The organism is Micromonospora chaiyaphumensis, assembly GCF_900091435.1.
Classification (GTDB): Bacteria; Actinomycetota; Actinomycetes; order Mycobacteriales; family Micromonosporaceae; genus Micromonospora; species Micromonospora chaiyaphumensis.
Map to the genome: position 1 here is coordinate 201,249 of NZ_FMCS01000007.1, position 19,684 is coordinate 220,932.

General features: G+C 73.7%; 15 protein-coding genes. 6 read left to right on the plus strand and 9 right to left on the minus strand.

Annotated features, from left to right (window positions below):
* Window positions 1-80: 80 nt before the first annotated feature.
* From GA0070214_RS20265 to GA0070214_RS20285, 5 genes are all read left to right on the plus strand, one after another.
* Window positions 81-500: an NUDIX hydrolase gene (locus tag GA0070214_RS20265; protein WP_091266141.1), complete on the plus strand. Its 420-nt coding sequence runs from the start codon at window positions 81-83 to the stop codon at window positions 498-500.
* Between the two features lie 160 nt (window positions 501-660).
* Entirely contained in the window at window positions 661-1,317 is a 657-nt protein-coding gene (locus GA0070214_RS20270; RefSeq protein WP_091266144.1) for a response regulator transcription factor, read from the plus strand.
* A gap of 109 nt (window positions 1,318-1,426) precedes the next feature.
* Window positions 1,427-3,529, plus strand: a complete 2,103-nt coding sequence (locus GA0070214_RS20275) for a M14 family zinc carboxypeptidase (protein WP_091266145.1) — start codon at window positions 1,427-1,429, stop codon at window positions 3,527-3,529.
* 260 nt (window positions 3,530-3,789) lie between these two features.
* A complete protein-coding gene (locus tag GA0070214_RS20280; RefSeq protein ID WP_167364300.1) occupies window positions 3,790-4,305 on the plus strand; it encodes a fasciclin domain-containing protein in 516 nt (171 codons plus the stop codon).
* A gap of 78 nt (window positions 4,306-4,383) precedes the next feature.
* Window positions 4,384-7,200, plus strand: coding sequence for a M14 family zinc carboxypeptidase (locus tag GA0070214_RS20285; protein ID WP_091266151.1), 2,817 nt, complete (start codon window positions 4,384-4,386; stop codon window positions 7,198-7,200).
* Between the two features lie 72 nt (window positions 7,201-7,272).
* Here GA0070214_RS20285 and GA0070214_RS20290 read toward each other — a convergent pair whose 3' ends face one another.
* The 4 genes from GA0070214_RS20290 to GA0070214_RS31905 all read right to left on the minus strand — a co-directional run bounded on the left by GA0070214_RS20290 (window position 7,273) and on the right by GA0070214_RS31905 (window position 12,362).
* Window positions 7,273-8,556 (minus strand): citrate synthase, encoded by a 1,284-nt coding sequence (locus GA0070214_RS20290; RefSeq protein WP_091266154.1) that lies wholly within the window; start codon window positions 8,554-8,556, stop codon window positions 7,273-7,275.
* A 194-nt stretch (window positions 8,557-8,750) separates the two neighbouring features.
* Window positions 8,751-10,796, minus strand: coding sequence for a sulfatase-like hydrolase/transferase (locus tag GA0070214_RS20295; protein WP_091266157.1), 2,046 nt, complete (start codon window positions 10,794-10,796; stop codon window positions 8,751-8,753).
* Window positions 10,789-12,207, minus strand: a complete 1,419-nt coding sequence (locus tag GA0070214_RS20300) for a class I SAM-dependent methyltransferase (protein ID WP_091266161.1) — start codon at window positions 12,205-12,207, stop codon at window positions 10,789-10,791. The genes GA0070214_RS20295 and GA0070214_RS20300 overlap by 8 nt, the downstream gene beginning before the upstream one ends.
* A 5-nt stretch (window positions 12,208-12,212) precedes the next feature.
* Window positions 12,213-12,362 carry a hypothetical protein gene (locus GA0070214_RS31905; RefSeq protein WP_167364301.1) on the minus strand — a complete coding sequence of 50 codons (150 nt, stop codon included), beginning with the start codon at window positions 12,360-12,362 and terminating at the stop codon, window positions 12,213-12,215.
* 179 nt (window positions 12,363-12,541) lie between these two features.
* On the opposite strand from GA0070214_RS31905, the gene GA0070214_RS20305 reads away from it, so the two are divergent.
* Window positions 12,542-12,940 carry a VOC family protein gene (locus GA0070214_RS20305; RefSeq protein WP_091266164.1) on the plus strand — a complete coding sequence of 133 codons (399 nt, stop codon included), beginning with the start codon at window positions 12,542-12,544 and terminating at the stop codon, window positions 12,938-12,940.
* An 18-nt stretch (window positions 12,941-12,958) separates the two neighbouring features.
* On the opposite strand, the gene GA0070214_RS20310 is transcribed toward GA0070214_RS20305, so the two are convergent.
* The 5 genes from GA0070214_RS20310 to GA0070214_RS20330 all read right to left on the minus strand — a co-directional run bounded on the left by GA0070214_RS20310 (window position 12,959) and on the right by GA0070214_RS20330 (window position 19,426).
* Complete coding sequence (locus GA0070214_RS20310; RefSeq protein ID WP_091266167.1) at window positions 12,959-13,660, minus strand: helix-turn-helix domain-containing protein; 702 nt, start codon at window positions 13,658-13,660, stop codon at window positions 12,959-12,961.
* Between the two features lie 62 nt (window positions 13,661-13,722).
* Window positions 13,723-14,949: a bifunctional glycosyltransferase family 2/GtrA family protein gene (locus GA0070214_RS20315; RefSeq protein ID WP_091266170.1), complete on the minus strand. Its 1,227-nt coding sequence runs from the start codon at window positions 14,947-14,949 to the stop codon at window positions 13,723-13,725.
* Between the two features lie 3 nt (window positions 14,950-14,952).
* The gene (locus GA0070214_RS20320; protein ID WP_091266175.1) at window positions 14,953-17,154 is read right to left on the minus strand and encodes a mannosyltransferase YkcB-related protein; all 2,202 of its coding nucleotides are present in this window, start codon (window positions 17,152-17,154) and stop codon (window positions 14,953-14,955) included.
* A gap of 45 nt (window positions 17,155-17,199) precedes the next feature.
* Window positions 17,200-18,708, minus strand: coding sequence for a HAMP domain-containing sensor histidine kinase (locus tag GA0070214_RS20325; RefSeq protein ID WP_091266181.1), 1,509 nt, complete (start codon window positions 18,706-18,708; stop codon window positions 17,200-17,202).
* Window positions 18,686-19,426 carry a response regulator transcription factor gene (locus GA0070214_RS20330; RefSeq protein ID WP_091266647.1) on the minus strand — a complete coding sequence of 247 codons (741 nt, stop codon included), beginning with the start codon at window positions 19,424-19,426 and terminating at the stop codon, window positions 18,686-18,688. Before GA0070214_RS20330 ends, GA0070214_RS20325 begins: the two co-directional genes overlap by 23 nt.
* Window positions 19,427-19,684: the final 258 nt, after the last annotated feature.

Here is a 19,684-nt window from a genome sequence, read left to right on the forward strand (position 1 = left end):
GATGCCGCCACCACGGCGGTCTGGAGTGGATCAAGAGCGGGCGTACGCGAATGGGCCGATCCTCGTGGCATGATCCGCGGATGGCCAGCTATGAAGTGGCGATTGTCCTGCTCGTCAACGCCTCCGGTGCGATCCTTCTGCAGCACCGGGACGAGCACGCGCCCGTCTCCCCGAACCAGTGGGCCCTGCCCGGCGGCCGCATCGAACCCGGCGAGACGCCGGAGCAGGCCGCCCGCCGGGAACTGCTGGAGGAGACCGGGCTGACCGCGGGAGAGCTGCACCCTCTGTGGAGCGGCCCGCGCCCGTACGAGGAGAACTTCCCGCACACGGTCACCATGCACGCCTTCCACGGCACCACCGACGCGACCCAGGAGGACGTGGTGCTCGGCGAGGGCCGGGCGATGGTCTTCGTCCCCCGTGCCGAGGTGCTCGACCGGGAACTGGCGGTCTCCGCCGCGTTCCTCCTACCCCTCCACCTCACGGCACCGAGCAACTCCTGAGGCGGGCGCGGCCGGATCTCGGCGCGACGGCCCACCGGGTCGGCCCGACGGGTCGACCTGCGTGATCTTCTGGTCGTGATCTTCAGTTTGGACTGGTCGCGGCCGGTGCGGATCGGACAGACTCGCGTGAACCTGTGACGACGAGGTCCGAGGAGACGCGGTGCGGGTGCTTCTGGTGGAGGACGACCTGCGAGTCGCGTCCGCGCTCGCCGCCGCGCTGCGCCGCCGGGGCAACTCGGTCATCACGGCCACCACCGCGTCGGAGGCGGTCGAGGCCGGGCCCGTGGACCTCATGCTGCTCGACCTCAACCTCCCCGACCGGGACGGCCTGGCGCTGTGCCGGGAGATCCGCCGGCACAACGAGGACATCGCGATCATCGCGGTGACCGCCCGCGCTGACGAGCGGGACCGGGTGGCGGGGCTGCGGGCCGGCGCCGACGACTACGTGGTGAAGCCGTTCTCGATGGCGGAGTTGCAGGCCCGGATCGAGGCGGTGATGCGCCGCGCCGCGCGTACCTCCCGGATGGAGGCCCTGCTGGAGGTCGGCGACCTGCGGTTGGACCTCAACGCCCGGCGGGTCTGGCTCGGTGACCGGGAGGTGATCCTGACCCGCAAGGAGTTCGCCCTGCTGATGGCGCTGGCCCGGCAGGCCGGGACGGTGGTGCCCCGGGAGCGGCTGCTCATGGACGTCTGGCAGACGACCTGGGGCGGCGGCCACACCCTCGACGTCCACGTCGCGGCCCTGCGCGGCAAGCTCGACGAGGCCGGCCTGGTGGAGACCGTACGCGGGGTGGGCTATCGGCTCCGGTCGGCCTGAGCCGTCGATCCTCAGATCAATCTCAAGAAATCGTCGACCGTCGACCAGGGACGGTCTGACTCGCGTGTGCTGTCCGGACCGAAGTCATCCCACCTGTTCTGGAGCTTCCATGAGAGACAGACGGACGACGGCCATCCTCTCCGCACTGCTCGCCGCCAGCCTGGCGGCGTTCGCCGGGCCGGTGCCCGCACAGGCCGATCCGACCGAGCCGAACCAGGTCCAGGGTCTGACGGTCGCGCAGGGCGACGGCTACGCCACCCTCGCCTGGACGCCGGTCGACGGCGCCACCGACTACCAGATCGAGCGCACCCCGGTCGCCGCCGACGACACGGCGACCGGACCGGCGGTGATCACCGGCGTGTGGCGGCCGAACCGCCAGATCAACAACTCCTCGCCCACCTTCGCCGACGCCGGGTTCAACCCGGGCGCCCGGTTCCAGTGGCGGGTCCGGGCCCGCTTCGGCACCACCGCCGAGGCGTACTCGGCGCCGGTGGCCGGCACCACCCGGGCGCCCTGGGGCGACCCGGCCGTGCCGGGTGAGAACCTCCGCACCCAGTGGGAGACCACCCTCGCGGCGCAGTACACCAGCGACGTCAACGAGTACGCGTACACGGCGGCGGTCGACGAGCTGAGCGACCGTGTCCGGGTGACCGAGATCGGCCGGACAGCGCTGGGCCGCCCGATCAACATGTTCGTCATCGGCTACCCCACCCCGCCGGCCACCCCGGCGGCGGTGGCCGCGACCTCGCCGCTGATGGTCAACTGCAACGTGCACGGCAACGAGCCCGGTGACCGGGAAGCCTGCCTGATCATGGCGCGTCAGCTGGCCTTCAGCAACGACCCGCGGACGCTGGACCTGCTGTCGCACACCACCGTGCTGATCGTGCCCACCATCAACGGTGACGGCCGGGCGGCCAACACCCGCGGCAACTCCACCGGCCAGGACCTCAACCGGGACTACTCGCTGATCCGCCAGCCGGAGACCTTCGCGCTGGTGCGGATGCTGCGGGACTACCGCCCGGTGGCCGGCTACGACGGGCACGAGTTCGGCAACTCCAGCGCCGGCGACCTGCCGATGCTGCCGCCGCGGCACCAGAACGTCGCGCAGTCGATCTTCGACGAGTCGCAGCACATGATCGAGGGGCACATGTACAGCCAGGGCGCCAAGGACGGCTGGTGGCCCTGCCCGTACGGCTGCAACGGCGGCGGGAACGTGGGGCTGAGCGAGGAGACGATCCTGCGCAACACGCTGGGCCTCAAGAACGTGGTGAACTCCCTCCTGGAGCTGCGCAGCTCCGGCGGCACGACCCGGCCGGACGAGGGCAACACGGCGAACAACCGGCGGCGCAAGACGTTCTCGGCGCTCTGGACGTTCCAGCAGTTCCTCGACTACCACCGGGCGAACCTCAAGGAGATCACCTCGGCGCGGGCCGACGCGATCACCTTCCAGGTGTCGAACACCGGTCGGATCGTCTTCCGCGGCTCCCGGCCGATCCCGGCGTACCCGTCGCCGCACCCGGGCGAGGCCCCGCCGCCGCTGGACGCCCCGCGCGACGGCCAGGTCCTCGACCAGGCGCCGTGCGCGTACAAGCTCACCGAGGAGCAGTACAACGGGGAGCGCACCGACGGCCCGGCCGGTCAGCGCACCACCGTGGCCCAGCGCCTCGCCGCGCACGGTCACAAGGTGGTCAAGGTCGCCGACGGGTACGTGGTGCCGCTGGCCCAGCCGGAGCGGGGCCTGATCCCGCTGCTGCTGGACGGGCAGGCGGTGGAGAAGCTGGTCGACGCCGAGCGGGTGTACCCGACCGTCACCGGCGAGCGCAGCGGTCAGCTCGTGGTTTCCGGGGTGACCTGCCTGCGCGACGCCACCGTGACCGGCCCGGTCCGGGTCCGGGCCGGCGGCACGCTGATCGCCACCGGCTCGTCGATCACCGGCCCGGTGGACGCCGGCGGCGCGGCCGGGGTCTTCCTGACCGACACCGCGGTCGAGGGCCCGGTGCGGGTCGCGCAGTCCAGCGGCCCCGTGGTGATCGTCGACGCGACGGTCACCGGCCCGGTCGACGTGTCGGGCAACCGGGGTGACGCGCCGCTGGTGGCGGCCAACACCGTGACCGGCCCGCTGAGCTGCGGCGGCAACACCCAGGCACCGGACAACCTCGGGCTGAGCAACTCGGTGGAGGGCCCGAAGAGCGGCCAGTGCGCGAGCCTCTGACCCGTTGATCGTCGTACCGGCAGGTCCGGCCTCCCCGGGCCTGCCGGTACGACCCGACCCGACCGGAGAACGCCGTGGAACCGCCCGTCATCCCCCCGCGATCTCGATCCCTCCCCCGGCTCCGGTGGCCGGCCGGCCGGCGACGGACCGCTGCGCTCGCCGCTGCCGCGCTGTCCCTGGTGCTCACCGGCACGGGCTGCTCCGGCGCCGGCACCACGTCGCCGGCTGCGGCGGGCGCCGCACCGAAGGCGGCACCCGTCGTGAGCGGCCCGCTGTGCGACCTGCTGCCCTCCGGCAGCGACCCGGGCAACCCGGCGGCCCTGGCCGGTCAGCCGGCCGAGGCGGCCCTGCAGTGGCTGCCCGTCCTCACCACGTTCGAGGCGGCGGTGCGGGCGTCCGGAATGTCCGCCGACCTGCACGACGGCTCGGGGGTGACCATCCTGGCGCCGACCGACGACGCCTTCGCCGCCAAGTTCTCGGAGGACGACCTGGACCACCTGTTGGTGGCCGACAAGGACAAGCTCCGCGGGCTGCTCCGCGAACACCTCGTCGCCGGGTCGCTGTCGCTGGCCGACCTGGTGGCCGCCGGCACGGTCACCACGCTCGCCGGCACCACGGTGACGGTCACCGGGGGCGGGGCGACTGCCCGCCTGGCCGACCAGGCCGACACCGTGTGCGCCGACTACCAGGTCGCCGGCGCGCGGATCCACATCATCAACCACGTGCTCGGCAGCCTGCCCACCACCGGCGGCGAGGGCGGGCACCGCGCCCACTGAGTCTTGCTCCAGGAAACCGCAGCTCATACGTTCGATCCAGCTCGCTCGATCTGCCCCAGAGTGAAACGAGGCATCCCGATGCGCCTGTCGAAACGTCCGCACAGGGCGGTCCCCACGAGAAGAACGGCCGGCGTCGCCGCGCTGCTCCTGCTGACCGGCCTGACGCCGTTGCTCGGAGGCGCGCCGGCCGGCGCCGCCCCCACGCCCCCCACCTGCAGCAACGACCCTGCCGCCCGGCTGTCCACCGTGCCCAGCCCCGAGTCGGCGCTGGGCTTCCCACTCGGCACGGGCCAGGAGCGGGTCGTCACCAACGACGAGGTCCGTGGCTACCTGACGGCCGTCGACGCCGCCTCCGACCGCGTGGTCACGGGCGTGATGGCGACCAGCGTGCTCGGCCAGCCGCTGCCGTACGCCATCGTCTCCAACGAGCGGCACGTCCGGCCGGCCGCGCTGCGGCAGATCGCCGACGACATCCGCGACCTGCGGGACCCGCGCCGGACGAAGCCGAAGGAGGCCGCCGAGACCGCGGCCGACCGCCCCGCCATCGTCTGGGTGGCCGCCAACGTGCACGGCGGGGAGAAGAGCGGCACGGACGCCGCGCTCAAGACCCTGTACGAGCTCGCGTCCGGGCTGTCCTGCGCGGTCGCGGAGCGGAACGACAACCTGGTGACCGTCATCGTGCCGACCCAGAACCCCGACGGTCGCGACGCCAGCCGGCGGCAGAACGAGTACGGCTTCGACATGAACCGGGACTGGTTCGCGCGCACCCAGCAGGAGACCGACGGCAAGATCGAACTGCTGCGGCAGTACCCGCCGCAGGTCTTCATCGACGCGCACGAGATGACCGGCCGGCAGTACTTCTTCCCGCCCAACGCCGACCCGATCCACCACGAGATCTCCAGCGAGAACGTCGACTGGATCAACCGGATCGGCGAGGCCAACAAGGCCGGCTTCGGCTTCAACGGCGCCTGCGGCGGCGCCGTCACCACCGAGTGCTACTTCAACTACGCGACGTACGACCTGTTCTTCATGGGCTACGGCGACACCGTCCCGGCCGCCGGCTTCGGCTCCGCCGGCATGACCTTCGAGAAGGGCAGCGCGTCGGCGGTGGCCGACCGGGTCCAGCAGCAGTTCCACACCCAGTGGTCCACCCTCGGGTGGGCCGCCGCGAACAAGCACGAGGTGCTGACCAGCTACTTCAAGATCTGGACGGACGCGCTCGCCGAGGGCCGGGCCGGGACGCTGGAGCCGAACGAGGTGGTCCAGCCGACCAACACCGTCCAGTTCCCGGTGCCGGACGTCCGGATCCGCTCGTACTTCCTGCTCCCCGACCGGCAGCTCGCCGACGTGCGCCAGCTGGTCGAGCGGCTGCGCGGCATGGACGTCGAGGTCTACGAGGTGACCAGGCCGACGAAGGTGCCCACCGCCCGGATCTTCGGCGGGCGCACCGCGACCGACGTCACGGTGCCGGCCGGCGCGTACTGGATCCCGATGGACCAGCCGCAGAAGCACTGGATCCAGGCGATCATGGGCGAGGACCCGTACGTCCCGTTCCCCTACTTCTACGACGTGTCGTCCTGGAGCAACCCGCTGCTCATGGGCGTGGACACCATCTACACCGGCGACGACGTCCGGCCGCACGCCCGACTGGTCCGGCAGATCAGCGGTGGCAGGGCCTCGGCGGCCGGGGCCAAGGGGTCGTACGCGTACCCGCTGGACTCGGCGGCGGCGGCCGAACTCACCTTCCGGCTGCTCGGCCAGGGCGTGCCGGTCGTCCGTGACCTCGACACCAGCGTGGTCGGCTTCCCCGCGAAGAGCCTGACCCGGGAGATCGACCAGCTGGCCCGGTCGCTCGGGGTGACCCTGAGCCCGAGCGGCGCGGCGGCCGGCGGGAGCCCGGTGGACCTGCCGGATGTCGGGCTGTTCCAGGGCACCGGCATCTCCACCACCTCCGGCTCCCACGGCGAGGCCCGGTACGTGCTCGGCAAGCGGTGGGGGCTGGACCTCACGCCGGTGACCACCGCCGACATCAACGACAACACCCCGGCGTTCACCGAGCGCACCGTGCTGCTCGTGCCGGACGGCAGCAGCGCGACCGGCGGGCTCACCGCCGCCGGGCAGGCCAACCTGCGGAACTGGATCGCCCAGGGCCACACCTACCTCGGCCTGCGCAACGAGGGCACCCGGATGGCCCGGGCCGCCGGCCTCACCTCCACCACCGAGAAGACGAAGCCGGCGGACTACCGGATGATCGGCTCGCACCTGCGGGTCGACGTCGACCGCGGCAGCCCGGTCGCGCTGGGCCGCCCGGCCGAGGACTTCGAGTTCAACAACAGCGACTCGATCCTGACCCCGAGCAGCACCGGCACCAACGTCCTCACCTACCCGTCCGACGACACCTTCTGGGCGAACGGCTACACCGTGCGCAGCGAGGTGTTGAAGGGCACCGTCGCACTGGTGGACGAGCCCACCGGCGCCGGCCGGGCCGTGCTGTTCGCGTTCAACCCGCTCTTCCGGGCGTACAACGAGAACGGGCTGCACCTGGTGGCCAACGCCCTGCTCTATCCGTCGGGCGCGGCGGCGGACGGCGGCGCCGCGCGACGCACGACCGGTGTCGATCCCGCCCGGGCGGCTGCGGCGGCCCGGCCGGTGGCGGACGACCTGGGCGGCGAGTGGCGGCCGATCACCGTCGAGGTGGCGGCCGGTGACCGCGGCAGCGCCGAGGCGGTCGTCGCCCGGTACACCGACACCGCACGGGTCTCCGAGGCGGGAGGGTCGGCCTATCTGGTGATCCCGAACCCGGCCGGCCTGCAGGCCGACGAGCACCCGTTCCTGCGGGACCTGGTGGGCGCCCTCCGGGAGGCGCGGATCCCGCTCCGTTCCGTGGTGGGCTGACGCACCGTCCCGTACCGACACGAAGGCCGCCGACCCCGAGCGGGGTCGGCGGCCTTCGCCGTCAGGACCGGGTCAGCGCTGCTCGGCGGGGACGTAGTCCCGCTCGGCGTAGCCGGTGTAGATCTGCCGCGGGCGGCCGATCTTGGTCTCCGGGTCGTTGATCATCTCGCGCCACTGCGCGATCCAGCCGGGGAGCCGGCCCAGGGCGAACAGCACCGTGAACATCTTGGTCGGGAAGCCCATGGCCTTGTAGATGAGGCCGGTGTAGAAGTCCACGTTCGGGTAGAGCCGGCGGGAGACGAAGAAGTCGTCGGCGAGGGCGATCTCCTCGAGCTGCATGGCGAGGTCCAGCAGCGGGTCCGGCTTGGCCATCCGGCCGAGCACGTCCTGGGCGGCCTTCTTCACGATCGCGGCGCGCGGGTCGTAGTTCTTGTAGACCCGGTGGCCGAAGCCCATGAGCTTGACGCCGTCCTGCTTGTCCTTGACCTTCTGCACGAAGGTACGGACGTCGCCGCCGTCGGCCTGGATCTTCTGGAGCATCTCCAGCACGGCCTGGTTGGCGCCGCCGTGCAGCGGGCCGAACAGGGCGTTCACGCCGGCCGAGACCGAGGCGAACAGGTTGGCGTTGCTGGAGCCGACCAGCCGGACGGTCGAGGTGGAACAGTTCTGCTCGTGGTCGGCGTGCAGGATGAACAGCATGTCCAGCACGCGGGCCATCACCGGGTCGACCTCGTACGGCTCGGCCGGCACGCCGAAGGTCATCCGCAGGAAGTTCTCGACGTAGCCCAGCGAGTTGTCCGGGTAGAGCAGCGGCTGGCCGATTGACTTCTTGTACGCGTACGAGGCGATGGTGGGGACCTTCGCCATCAGCCGCACCGTGGACATCTCCACGTGGTCGGAGTCGAACGGGTCCAGGCTGTCCTGGTAGAAGGTCGAGATCGCGCTCACGGCCGAGGAGAGCACGGCCATCGGGTGCGCGTCGCGCGGGAAGCCGTCGAAGAAGCGGCGCATCTCCTCGTGCAGCAGCGAGTGCCGGCGGACCCGCTCGCTGAACTCGGTGAGCTGCGTCTGGCTCGGCAGCTCGCCGTAGATCAGCAGGTAGGAGACCTCCAGGAAGGAGGACTTCTCGGCCAGCTGCTCGATGGGGTAGCCGCGGTACCGCAGGATGCCCGCGTCACCGTCGATGTAGGTGATCGCGGACGAGCAGGACGCCGTGTTCACGAAACCGGGGTCGTACGTGGTCATCCCGGTTTCCTTGAGCAGCTTGCCCACCCCGATACCGGCGGGCCCCTCGACCGCGGACTGCACCGGCATCGACAGTTGCCCACCGGGGTGGTCGAGCTTGACTTCCGTCATCTGTTCCTCGCTTCGCCGGCAAGATCTTCGTTGAATTGCCTTCGCTTTTACCGTAATCACGGTGGGGAGGACACCGCTCGTCATGGTTCCGTGGTGAGGTATGCGTCACCCGATTCCCGACTTGCCGACTCGGAAACCCGGTGGAAGCGCGACCACCCCGGGCTGGGAAGGCTACCCGGCGATCCGGCGGATGATCACGAGAGGGTGAGCCTGGTCAGCGTCCCGTCGGCACCCACCCGGTAGAGGTCCAGGCGGTTGGCCCCGGCGGCGAACAGCCGGTCGTCGGGCAGGAGGGCGGCGAACCGCCGCCCGGCCGGGTCCGGCGCGACCACCGGGACGACCGCGCCGACCGTGCCGTTCACCGCCACGGCGAGCCGCGTCCCGTCCGGCACCGAGGCGGGCACGGTCCCCCAGACCAGCGCGGGCAGTTCGCCGTGCGCGGCGTCGACGTCGCGGAACGCGGCGAGGTTGGCCACGGTGGCCGTACCCCCGGGTGGTGTCTCCCCGACGTGGGTGCCGACCAGCGGGTCGGGCGGGGGTGTGGCGGGCGGGGACGGCACCCCGCCGGTGATCGTCAGCGGCTGGCCCGGGGTGTCGTAGAAGCGCTTGTCGGCCCGCTCGCGGGGGGACTGACCGGCCGGGCGGCCGTCCATCCGCCACGGGATCCGCACGTGCGTCTCGTCGGCGATCGTCGGCAGCAGGTCCACGTGTTCCCAGTTCCGGTCGTCGATCCGGCCGGCCCGCTGCCCCGGCTCCTTGACGAACAGCGGTACCCAGGAGACCTGATCGGGCGCGTGGGTGATGGCGTCCAGCCCGCGGCCCTGCCAGTCCTTCCGGAAGCTCACCCCGTGATCGGCGGTGACCAGCACGAGCGCCTGGTCGTAGAGGCCGGTGGCGCGCAGCGTGCGCAGCGTCTCGCCGATCAGCCGGTCGGTGTAGCCGAGCTGGGCCAGGTGCCGGGCCCGGGCCAGGTCCACCCACCCGGTCCCGTCGCTGCGCAGGTCCTCGGGAGCGGTGTAGTGCGCCCCGGACGGCAGGTAGACCCAGGGCGAATGGGGCATCAGCAGGTGCAGGAAGTGCAGGGTGGGCCGGCTCGCGGGGCGCAGCCCGGCCAGGAACGTGGTGAACCGGGCCGGCTGGTTGTCGTCGAGGGTGTCCCAGCGGAACTTCGGGTCGTCCGGCACGGGCTCGGCGGCGTCCAGCCCCGCCTCGGCCCGGGTCTGCTCCCGGTAGGAGTCCTCCGGGTCGATCCGGCTGTCCACCGGGGCGGTGACCTGGCGCAGCAGCTTCCCGCTCTCCCGGGCCAGCACGCCGAGCCCCTGCTCCGGGCTGGCCGGCTGCTCACAGCGGCTGGGCGGGCAGAGCCGGGTGATGCTCTCCTCGGCCTTGATGTCGTAGAGGCCGCCGAGAGCGGTGAACAGGTTGTCCGGGTACCGCGAGTAGTGCGGCGCGACCGGCTCCGCCGGGTAGCGGCCGGTGAGCATGGCCGGCAGCGCGTAGGGGGTCCAGCCGCTGACACCGGTGGCGTTGCGGTACCAGGTCGAGCCGCCGGCCAGCTCGGCGAAGTGCGGATACCGGGTCGCGTCGATCTTGCGGTCCGGGCCGAGCAGCGAGACCAGCGGCAGCTCGTCCAGGACGATCATGACGACCGGCGGGTGGGCGCCCGCGCCGGCCACCCCGGCGGCGCCGCCGTTCCCGCGGGGCAGCACCACCGCCGAGGCCGGCGAGGCGAAGACGAACAGGCCGACGAAGACCAGCGGACCCACCGCGGCCACCCGCAGCACCCGGGCCAGGGCCCGCCACCGCCGGTGGGCGGCCGCCGCGGCGGCGCCGACCACGCCCGCCACGAGCAGCAGGGGTACGCCCCGCAGCGGCGTGCCGTGCCGGCCGACCTGGACCGCGAGCGCGGCCAGCAGCAGCCCGACGATCAGCGTGTGCAGGGCCGCCCGGACCGGTCGGCCGGCGACCAGGCCGGCCGCGCCGAGCAGGGCGAACGGCACGGTCGGCGCGATCGCGATCAGGGCCACCAGGAGCAGTACGTCGGCCCGGGAGGCGCGGTGGAACAGGAAGAAGTCCGGGCTGCGGCCGAGCACGTCCAGCAGCGGCTGGGTGACCACCAGCCCGACCAGCGCCACGACCTCCAGCAGCCGGCCCACCTCGCCGCGCCAGCCGCCCCGGCGCCGGGGCCCTTCGGAGGGTGCCGGCGGTGCCTGCGGCGGTGCGAGCGTGCCCTCAGCCACCCACCACCACCTGGTAGAGGGTGCGGGTGCCCGACGGCAGATCGGTGCGGCCGACGACCCGCCCGCGCGCCGCGAGCAGCGACTCGAACACCTCCCGGCGGTAGTCCGGGAACAGCCCGTCCGGCTTGTTGGCCAGCAGCCGGCGGGCCATCGGGTCCTCGGGATGCACGAACTCGACCACGAGGCTGCCGCCGGCCACGGTCAGCGTGACGAGCTGGTCCAGCACCTCGGGCAGCGGCACGTTCCGGCCGATCGCCAGGTGGTGCACCACGGCCAGGGCGAGCACCGCGTCGGCCCGGGCCCGGTCGGCGAAGGCCGCCCGCTCGACGCCCCGCCAGCCACCGCCGGGCGACGGGTCGGCCAGGTCCATCACCAGCGGCAGGATCCGCTCCTCCCCCTCGTCGCGCAGCGCGCGGTAGAGGGCGTCGACCACCGCCGGGTCCTGCTCGACGGCGACCACGTGATCGGCGTGCCGGGCGGCGATCCGGGCGTAGCGGCCGTCGTTGGCGCCCAGGTCGAGCGCCCGGCCCGGCCCGGTGGCGGCCATCGCCCGGTCGACGAAGTGCTCCTTGGCCTGCCGGTCCGGCACCGAGTACGCGCACGTGCGCTGGTAGTCCGACCAGTGGCTGTCCCCCGGCCGGTGGTGCAGCCGGCGGACCAGCTTCGTCAGCCCGCGCACCGCGGCCAGGGCCAGTTCGCGCGAGTAGCCGGCGGCCCGCAACTGGGCGCGGACCGTGCTGGTGCTGTCCCCGGCGTTGCGGTCCTGCATGGCGCCGTGCAGGTGCACATGGGTGAGCACGCCGGCCCGCCAGCGCCGGGCCCCGCCGAAGAGCCGGCGCATCTGGTCCGGCTCGATGCCGTCGACGCGGGCCCGCAGGAAGGGCTGGAAGTCCAGCCCGAGGTGGGCCTGGACCAGCAGCGGATACAGCAGGGTCTGGCAGAACTGCCGGTAGCCGGCCCAGGGCTCGCCGTCGCGGGCCGCCTCGAACGAACCGACGTCGATGAAGACCGGCCGGGCGCCCCGCCACTGCACGTTGTAGGCCGAACCGTCCTTGGTGGTGAAACCGGCGGCCAGCGCGGCGCGCAGCACCTCCAGGTGCAGCAGCGCCGCGTCCCGCAGCATCCCGTACGACCACTCGTAGGGGTGCGAGACGAACGGGATCCGCTCGTGGCGCAGCACCGCGGCCCAGGGCACGTCGACCGGGGTGGGGAACAGTTCCTCGGTGCCGCACACCTGCCGGGTGGCGAGCAGGTCGCGGAAGAAGTCGCTGGCGGCCAGCGCGCGCCAGTCGCGCGCCGACCGCTCGTCCAGCCCGCGCAACACCTCCCCGGCGCGGTGGAACACCCGGTTGCCGGGGTCGCGGAAGGAGCCGGGGTCGGCGCGCAGGCCGGTGGTGTCGGGGAACGCCACGCCGGTCAGCCCTGGTCGGTGGGCTGCCGGCGGAACCGGGCCACCAGCCGTCGCCAGTAGAGCTTGGCGGCCACCGCCACGCCGGCCACCCCGCCGACCACCGCCTGCACGATGAGGCTGCCGGATCCCGCGTCCAGGTAGGCCAGGTGCGTCACGGCTGCTTCCTTCCCCTCGCCAGTCATCGGAGTCCGGCCCGATATGAGAGCTTTACCGCTCTAAGCCGGACTTGCCCCACCGTACGCCTCTAGTCCCGATCGTGCGGGCCACACCGGCCACTCGTCCCCCGTCCGATCCGTTCAAGACGGGCGGCCCCACCGGCCCCTACCGTGGCCGCATGACACCGCAGTTCGATCTCATCGGGATGGTCGTCACCGACATGGGACGCACCCTGGACTTCTACCGCCGGCTCGGGCTGCCGGTCCCGCCCGGCGCCGAACACGAGCCGCACGTCGAGGTCACGCTCGACAACGGCGTCCGGCTGGCCTGGGACACGGTCGAGACGATCCGCAGCTTCGACCCCGGCCACACCCCGGCGAGCGGCAGCCCGCGCGCCAACCTGGCCTTCCGCTGCGCCGATCCGGCCGAGGTGGACCGCTGGTACGCCGACCTGACCGCCGCCGGCCACCACGGCCACCTGGCGCCGTGGGACGCCTTCTGGGGCCAGCGGTACGCCGTCCTGCACGACCCGGACGGCAACGGGGTCGACCTGTTCGCCCCGCTCAAGACCGACTGAGCGCCGGCCGGCGGCCGGTCAGGAGCCGGCGGGCGGCAGCAGGCGGGTCGGCGGGACGCCGGCCAGTTCCCGCACCTCACGGGTGAGATGGGCCTGGTCGGCGTACCCGGCCAGGACGGCCACCTCCGCCAGCGGCGTCCCGGCGCCGGCCAGGTCGAGGGCGCGGCGCATCCGCAGGATGCGGGCGAGGGTCTTCGGGCCGTACCCGAAGAGGAGTTGGCTGCGCCGGTGCAGGGCCCGCGCGCCGAGGCCGACCTCGGCGGCGGTCGCGGCGACGGTGGCGCCGGCCGCCAGCCGGGCGGCGACCCGCGCCCCGAGCGGGTCCGGGCCACCGGCGGCCCGCAACCGGCCCCGCGCGACCTCCTCCAGCACGGCGGCGACCGGTGCGCCGGCTGCCGCGACACGGTCGGCGAGGTGGGCGGCGGCGCGTCCCCACAGGTCGGCGAGGGGCACCCGCTGGTCCCGCAGCTCGTCGGCGGGAACGCCGAACACGGCGGGGCCGGTGCCGGGCGGCAGGCGCAGCCCGACCCACCGCTCCCCCGGCACGCTCACGGACAGGTGCGCGGTGCGGTCCGGACCGGCGACGAGCAGCCCCGAGCGGCTGGACCAGAGCAGGTCCAGGCACCCGTCCGGCAGCACCCGCACGGGCCCGTCGCCCCGCGAGACGCTGGTCCACCGCACGGCTCCGGGGATTCCCAGCGCCGGTCCCTCCCGGTACATGCCCCCACCCTGCCACGCCGCGGTCCGGCCACCACTCCGGATCTCGGCGAGATCTCCTGCGGTCAGGGGCGGTGGTGCATGGCGAGGCGGAGCAGGGTGAAGCGGAGGGCGGTCGCCGCGAGGTTGGCGGCGACCAGGACGGTCAGCTCCAGGGCGCGGGGCGGGGTGCCGGCGGTCGCGTGCAGGACTGCCAGAGACCCGCTGGTCAGCGCCAGGCCGAGTGCGAAGGCGAGCAGGCCCTGGAGGTGGTGCCGGCCGGCGTGCCGGCGGCCGGTGACACCGAAGGTGAGCCGCCGGTTGGCCGCCGTGTTGGCCACCGCGGTGACCAGCAGCGCCAGCAGGTTCGCCGGTTGCGCCCCGAGCGGGCCGCGGGCCAGCACGAACAACACGAGGTACGCCAGCGTGCTGGCCACCCCGACCAGGGCGAACCGGGCGAGCTGCCGGGGCAGCCCGACGGGCACCTGGGTCGGCGGTGCGTGCAGCGGCGCCCGGCCGAGCTGCGCGCGCAGGTCGGCCAGGGGCAGCGCCCCGGTGACCAGCCCCCGGCCGAGCCGCCAGATGCCGCGCAGGTCGGCCAGGGCGGTGGCCACGATGTCCACGCGGCTGTCCGGGTCGTCCACCCAGTCCACCGGCACCTCGTGGATCCGCAGGCCGGCCCGCTGGGCCAGCACCAGCAGCTCGGTGTCGAAGAACCAGCCGGTGTCCTGCACGAGCGGCAGCAGTCCGGCCGCCACGTCGGCGCGGATCGCCTTGAACCCGCACTGCGCGTCGGAGAACCGCACCGCGAGCGTGCCGCGCAGCAGCAGGTTGTAGCCGCGCGAGATCACCTCCCGCTTGGCGCCCCGGACCACCCGGCTGGTCCGCGCCAGCCGGGTGCCGATGGCCAGGTCCGAGTGACCGGAGATGAGCGGGGCGACCAGCGGCAGCAGCGCCGCCAGGTCGGTGGAGAGGTCGACGTCCATGTAGGCGAGCACCGGCGCCGGTGAGGCCGACCAGGCGGCCCGCAGCGCCCGGCCCCGCCCCTTGGCCGCCAGGTGCAGCACCCCGACCTCGGGCAGCTCGGCGGCGAGCGCCTCGGCCACCGCGAGCGTGCCGTCCACGCTGGCGTTGTCCGCCACGGTGATCCGGAACGGGTACGGGAAGTGCGCCGTGAGGTGCGCGTGCAGCCGCCGGACGCAGGGGCCCAGGTCGACCTCCTCGTTGTGGACGGGCACCACCACGTCGAGCACCGCCGTGGGCGTCGTGGGCCGGGCCTGCACGGCGGCCCGGGGTTCGCTCGTGTTCGTCATCGCTCAGCCCTGCTCTCCGCTGCTCAGGTCGTACACGGTCACCCCGTCGACGGTCTGCGCCGTGAAGTTCTCGGCCACCCAGGCGGCGATCTCGGCGGAGGCGTTGCTGCCGCCGTTGGCCCGGAACCCGCCGCCACCGACGAAGTAGTGGATCTCGCCGTCGGCGACGTACCGCTGGAACTGGGCGAGGGTCGGTGACGGGTCGCTGCCGTTGAAGCCGCCGATCGGCATCACCGGCTCGCGGGTGGCGAGCTGGTAGCCGGAGGCGTTGTTGGAGCCGACCGTGGCGGCGACCCAGGTGTAGTCGTCCGCGTCGGCCTCCAGCAGCGCCTTCAGCTCGGCGCTCGGCTCGCGGGCGTCGAGCAGCCCGCCCATGCCGCCACCGCGCTGCGACCGGCCGTCGCCGCCGGGCAGCTGACCGGTGCCGCCGCCCGGGAAGCCCGGGAACTGCCCGTTCTGGCCGGTGCCGTTCTGCGCGGTGCCCCCGTTCGGTGCAGTGCCGCCGTTCGGTGCGGTGCCCCCGTTCTGGGCGCCCGGGAAGCCGGGGAACTGGCCGCCGGGTGCCGGCATGCGGCCGCCGCCCGGGAAGCCACCGCGGCCACCGGGGCCGAAGCCGCCCTGCACGACCGGGCCGGCGCTGGGGATCGAGCCGGTGTGCGGGGTGGTTGCGGTCTGGAGGGAGTACGCCACCGGGCCGGCGAGCGCGGCCGCCGCACCGAGGGCCAGCAGCACCGGTGCGACCCGGCGGGGCAGCCGGTCGACGAGGAGCAGCAGCGCGGCGACGGCCAGGCCGCCGACGAGCACGGCCGTGCGCAGCCACGGGTACCAGTCGGCACTGCGGCCGAGCAGGCGCCAGGACCACCAGGCGGTGACGCCGAGCGTGACCGCCAGGATCGCGGTCGCGACGAACCCGCGCCGCCTCCGGGCCGGCGAGCCGGGGGCCGCCGGGGTCGTGCGGGCCCGCCAGAGCAGGGTCACCCCGATGCCGACCAGCGCGCCGACCGCCGGGGCCAGGGCAACGGTGTAGTACGCGTGGAAGATCCCGGACATGAAGCTGAAGATCAGCCCGGTGACCAGCAGCCAGCCGCCCCAGAGCAGCAGCCCGGCTCGCGTCCGGTCGGTACGCGCCGCCCGCCCGGCCAGCCACAGCCCGGCGACCAGCAGGATCAGCGCGGCCGGCAGCAGCCAGGAGATCTGGCCGCCGACCTCGGTGCCGAACATCCGCAGCAGGCCGGACTGACCGGAGAACGGGCCCCCGCCCCCGCCGCCCATCCGGCCGGCGCCACCGACGCTGCCCTCCTCGTCGCCGGTGATCCGGCCGAGGCCGTTGTAGCCGAGGGTCAGCTCCAGGATGCTGTTGTGCTGCGAGCCCCCGATGTACGGGCGGGCGCTCGCCGGGACCAGCTCCACGACCGCCACCCACCAGCCGGCGGCGACCACCACGGCCAGCCCGGAGATCAGCAGCTGGCGGATCCGCCGCCAGAAGCCGGTCGGCGCGGCCAGCAGGTAGACCCCGGCGAAGACCGGGATCACCAGGAACGCCTGGAGCATCTTGGTGAGGAAGCCGAGGCCGACCAGCGCGCCGGTCAGCGTGATCCACCGGGTGCTCGCCGTCTCGACCGCGCGCACCGTCGCGTACGCGGCGGCGACCAGCAGGAACACCAGCAGCGCGTCGGGGTTGTTGAACCGGAACATGAGCGCGGCCACCGGGGTGAGCGCGAGCACCGCGCCGGCCAGCAGGCCGGCGACCGGCCCGTACCAGCGGCGCACGGCGGCGTGCAGGACGCCGACCGAGGCGACGCCCAGCAACGCCTGCGGCACCAGGATCGACCAGCTGCTCAGCCCGAAGAGGCGGACCGACAGGGCCATGAGCCACAGCGAGGCCGGGGTCTTGTCGACGGTGATCGAGTTGGCCGCGTCCGAGGAGCCGTAGAAGAAGGCCTTCCAGCTCTCCGAGCCGGCCTGCACGGCCGCCGAGTAGAACGCGTTGCCCCACCCCGAGGCGCCCAGGCCCCAGAGGTAGAGCACCGCGGTGGCCAGGAGCAGCCCGAGCAGGGCCGGTCGCGTCCAGCGCGGGTCGCGACGGGGCGGCTCGGCCGGCGGCTGCGCCGGGGTCAGGGCCGGTTCCGGGGCGGGCGCGGGGTCCGGGTCGGTCGCGGGCGACCCGGCCGCGGGCGCGGTCAGCAGGCTCTCTGTTCTGTCCATGCCGGCAAGCCTCGGGCGACCCGCTGACCCGCCCCCGTGAGCGGCCTATGCGTCGGCTGTGGATCCGGGCAGCCGCACCGTGAAGACGGTCGCACCGGGCCGGCTCGCCACCGCGACCTCGCCGTGGTGGGCCTCCACCACCGCGGCGACGATGGCCAGGCCGAGGCCGGTGCTGCCGTGCGCCCGGGAGCGGGAGCTGTCGCCGCGGGCGAACCGCTCGAAGACCTCCGCTTGCAGCTCCTCGGGGATGCCGGGGCCGTCGTCGGTGACGCTCAGCTCGACGCCGCCGGGCACCGGCGCGAGCCGGGTGGTCACCGTGGTGCCGGGCGGGGTGTGCACGCGCGCGTTGGCGAGCAGGTTGGCCAGCACCTGGTGCATGCGGTGGGCGTCGCCGGTGACGCTCACCGGCTCGTCGGGCAGGTCGAGCTGCCAGCGGTGCTCGGGGCCGGCCACGTGCGCGTCGCTGACCGCGTTGACCACCATGGCGGTGAGGTCGACCGGCTCGGCCGCGAGCGGGCGGCCGGAGTCGAGGCGGGCGAGCAGCAGCAGGTCGTCGACGAGGCTGGTCATCCGCGTGCTCTCCGACTCCACCCGGCGCAGGGCGTGCGCCACGTCGGGCGGCACCTCGTCCCGGCCTCGCCGGGCCACCTCGGCGTAACCGCGGATGGCGGCGAGGGGGGTGCGCAGCTCGTGGCTGGCGTCGGCGACGAACTGGCGTACCCGCGTCTCGCTGGCCTGCCGGGCGGCGAGCGCGGCGGCGACGTGGCCGAGCATCCGGTTGAGCGCGCCGCCGACCTGCCCGACCTCGGTACGTGGGTCGGTGTCCACCTCCGGCACCCGCACTGACAGGGCCACCTCGCCCCGGTCCAGCGGCAGCTCGGTGACGCGAGCGGCGGTGGCGGCGACCCGGTTCAGCGGGCGCAGCGCGGCCCGCACGATCAGCGCGCCGAGCCCGCCGGCGATGATCAACCCGGCGGTGACCAGCCCAGCCTGGGCGACCAGCACCCACATGACGGTGTCCTGGACCCCGGCGAGCGGGATGGCGTAGATCGTCACGTCGCCGTCGGGCATCTGCCGGGCGAACGCCCGGTAGTCGCCCCGGGCACCGACGTCCACGCTGTGCGGTCGGCCGTCGGTGGGCACGTCGGCCAGCTCGCCGACATCGGCCGCCGACAGCGCCTCGGCGATCCCGCTCTCCGCCCGGATTCCGGCGGTGGTCGCTCCGGTCTCGGGAACCCGGACCGCGATCGAGCCCGGTGGGAATCCGCGCGGCGGTTCCGGCACGGCCGAGCCGTCGCCCGGCTGATTCAGCCACGGCGGGTCCCCGCCGCCGCGGAAGGGCGGCCCATTGTCGGGCCGGCGGTCGCCGCCGAGCTGGTTGTCGACCTGGCCGACGAGGAAGTGCTGCAGGGCGATCGTGGTCAGGCCGCCGATGCCGACGCTGACCAGGGCCAGCAGCGCCACCACGGAGAGCACCAGGCGGCGGCGCAGCGACCACCCGGCCAGCCGCCGCTGCAGTCGCCCGCCCCGGTCACTCCGCGGGCTTGAGGACATAGCCCGCCCCGCGCAGGGTGTGGATCATGGGCTCCCGGCCCGCGTCGATCTTCTTGCGCAGGTACGAGATGTACAGCTCGACCACGTTGGCCTGGCCGCCGAAGTCGTAGTTCCAGACCCGGTCGAGGATCTGCGCCTTGCTGAGCACCCGGCGCGGGTTGCGCATCAGGTAGCGCAGCAGCTCGAACTCGGTGGCGGTGAGGTTGATCAGGTCACCGCCGCGGCGTACCTCGTGGCTGTCCTCGTCGAGGCTGAGGTCGCCGACGGTGAGCACGGCCTCCTCGCGGGCGGCGACCGCGAACCCGGAGCGGCGCAGCAGGGCGCGCAGCCGGGCGATCACCTCCTCGAGGCTGAACGGCTTGGTGACGTAGTCGTCGCCGCCGACGGTGAGCCCGGCGATCCGCTCCTCGACCGCGTCCCGGGCGGTCAGGAAGAGCACCGGCACGGTGGGCGCCTGCTCGCGCAGCCGGCGCAGCACCTGGAAGCCGTCCAGGTCCGGGAGCATCACGTCGAGCACCACGGCGTCGGGCTTGACCTGCCGGGCGGCGCTGATCGCCGCCATCCCGCTGCCGGCGGTGGTCACCTGCCAGCCCTCGTAGCGCAGCGCCATCGAGAGCAGGTCGGTGAGTGTCGGCTCGTCGTCCACCACCAGCACCCGCACCGGTTCGCCGTCCGGTCGCCGCAGCTCGATGCGGCCCTGCGCGGCCTGCCCGTTCATGACCATGCTCCCATCGTGGGCGCACCCGCTGTGCCGGTCCTGTCCCGGTCCTGTGTACCAGCTGTGCGGGCCGGGCGCCGGGATCCCGCGCGGACCGGGCGCCGGAGGGCGGACGCACAGCCGGACCACAGGCGCGGCCCACGTCCCCTCCAGCCGGGGCGGGCACGCTCACCGCATGAGCGTGGACGGGTTCTTCGAGGTCCGCTGGTGGTGGAGAGCGACGGCTCCAGGTCGGGGCGCGGCGTCAGACGCGCCGAG

What these genes read in the sequence shown, in the direction of transcription:
- GA0070214_RS20290 (WP_091266154.1), bottom strand. Translation starts at nt 8,556, where the DNA reads ATGACGGAAGTCAAGCTCGACCACCCCGGTGGGCAACTGTCGATGCCG.
- GA0070214_RS20305 (WP_091266164.1), top strand. Translation starts at nt 12,542, where the DNA reads ATGACACCGCAGTTCGATCTCATCGGGATGGTCGTCACCGACATGGGA.
- GA0070214_RS20315 (WP_091266170.1), bottom strand. Translation starts at nt 14,949, where the DNA reads ATGACGAACACGAGCGAACCCCGGGCCGCCGTGCAGGCCCGGCCCACG.
- GA0070214_RS20275 (WP_091266145.1), top strand. Translation starts at nt 1,427, where the DNA reads ATGAGAGACAGACGGACGACGGCCATCCTCTCCGCACTGCTCGCCGCC.
- GA0070214_RS20310 (WP_091266167.1), bottom strand. Translation starts at nt 13,660, where the DNA reads ATGTACCGGGAGGGACCGGCGCTGGGAATCCCCGGAGCCGTGCGGTGG.
- GA0070214_RS20320 (WP_091266175.1), bottom strand. Translation starts at nt 17,154, where the DNA reads ATGGACAGAACAGAGAGCCTGCTGACCGCGCCCGCGGCCGGGTCGCCC.
- GA0070214_RS20285 (WP_091266151.1), top strand. Translation starts at nt 4,384, where the DNA reads ATGCGCCTGTCGAAACGTCCGCACAGGGCGGTCCCCACGAGAAGAACG.
- GA0070214_RS20325 (WP_091266181.1), bottom strand. Translation starts at nt 18,708, where the DNA reads ATGTCCTCAAGCCCGCGGAGTGACCGGGGCGGGCGACTGCAGCGGCGG.
- GA0070214_RS20265 (WP_091266141.1), top strand. Translation starts at nt 81, where the DNA reads ATGGCCAGCTATGAAGTGGCGATTGTCCTGCTCGTCAACGCCTCCGGT.
- GA0070214_RS20330 (WP_091266647.1), bottom strand. Translation starts at nt 19,426, where the DNA reads ATGAACGGGCAGGCCGCGCAGGGCCGCATCGAGCTGCGGCGACCGGAC.